This is a genomic window from Acinetobacter sp. I-MWF (assembly GCF_025433935.1).
Lineage (GTDB): Bacteria > Pseudomonadota > Gammaproteobacteria > Pseudomonadales > Moraxellaceae > Acinetobacter > Acinetobacter guillouiae.
Genome location: NZ_JAMBAR010000001.1, coordinates 1243006 through 1244464 on the forward strand (window position 1 = coordinate 1243006; position 1459 = coordinate 1244464).

Below are 1459 nucleotides of genomic sequence, written 5' to 3' on the forward strand. Positions count from 1 at the left end.
TGCAACCATTATGATTGGTGGCTTTGGAACAGCAGGACAACCCGCAGAGCTGATCGATGGGCTGATTGAACTTGGCGTTAAAGATCTGGTGATTGTCAATAACAATGCAGGCAATGGCGATTATGGTCTGGCTAAACTGCTCAAATCAGGTGCGGTCCGTAAAATCATTTGTTCTTTCCCACGTCAGTCTGACTCTTGGGTATTTGACGAACTCTATCATGCGGGTAAGATCGAACTGGAACTGGTTCCACAAGGTAATCTTGCGTGTCGTATTCAAGCTGCTGGAATGGGTTTAGGTGCAATGTTTACCCCAACAGGCTTTGGTACATTATTGGCAGATGGTAAAGAAACTCGTCATATCGATGGCAAAGACTACGTGCTTGAATATCCGATTAAAGCAGACTTTGCACTGATTAAAGCGCATCAAGGTGACCGTTGGGGCAACTTGGTTTATAACAAATCAGCACGTAACTTTGGTCCAATCATGGCGATGGCTGCAGATGTCACCATTGCACAGGTTTCAGAGGTGGTTGAACTGGGTCAGCTCGATCCTGAACACATTATTACCCCAGGGATTTTTGTTCAGCATGTGGTTGCAGTTGATGCAGCCAATGGTAATGGAGAATAACAATGAGCTACCAAAAACTAAGCCGTGACCAAATTGCTGAACGTGTTGCCCAAGATATTCCAGATGGGGCTTATGTCAATTTAGGCATTGGTTTACCGACCAAGATTTCAAAATATCTGCCAACAGATAAAGATGTATTTCTTGCAACCATTATGATTGGTGGCTTTGGAACAGCAGGACAACCCGCAGAGCTGATCGATGGGCTGATTGAACTTGGCGTTAAAGATCTGGTGATTGTCAATAACAATGCAGGCAATGGCGATTATGGTCTGGCTAAACTGCTTAAATCAGGTGCAGTCCGTAAAATCATTTGTTCTTTCCCGCGTCAGTCTGACTCTTGGGTATTTGACGAACTCTATCATGCGGGCAAGATCGAACTGGAACTGGTTCCTCAAGGTAATCTTGCGTGTCGTATTCAAGCCGCAGGAATGGGCTTAGGGGCAGTGTTTACCCCAACAGGCTTTGGCACATTATTGGCAGATGGTAAAGAAACCCGTCATATCGATGGCAAAGACTACGTGCTTGAATATCCGATTAAAGCAGACTTTGCACTGATTAAAGCACATCAAGGCGACCGTTGGGGCAACTTGGTTTATAACAAATCAGCACGTAACTTTGGTCCAATCATGGCGATGGCTGCAGATGTTACCATTGCACAGGTTTCAGAGGTGGTTGAACTGGGTCAGCTCGATCCTGAGCATATTATTACCCCAGGGATTTTTGTTCAGCATGTGGTTGCAGTTGATGCAGCCAATGGTAATGGAGAATAATAATGAGCTACCAAAAACTAAGCCGTGACCAAATTGCTGAACGTGTTGCCCAAGATATTCC

General features: G+C 45.0%; 2 protein-coding genes. Both read left to right on the plus strand.

Annotation, left to right across the window (positions count from 1 at the left end; translation table 11 throughout):
* Positions 1 to 628: 3-oxoacid CoA-transferase subunit A (locus M2R48_RS05935; RefSeq protein WP_262085404.1), on the plus strand; the 628-nt coding region annotated here is incomplete at its 5' end.
* 2 nt (positions 629 to 630) lie between these two features.
* The gene (locus M2R48_RS05940) at positions 631 to 1398 is read left to right on the plus strand and encodes a 3-oxoacid CoA-transferase subunit A (protein WP_262085405.1); all 768 of its coding nucleotides are present in this window, start codon (positions 631 to 633) and stop codon (positions 1396 to 1398) included.
* Positions 1399 to 1459 lie beyond the last annotated feature (61 nt).

What these genes read in the sequence shown, in the direction of transcription:
- M2R48_RS05940 (WP_262085405.1), top strand. Translation starts at nt 631, where the DNA reads ATGAGCTACCAAAAACTAAGCCGTGACCAAATTGCTGAACGTGTTGCC.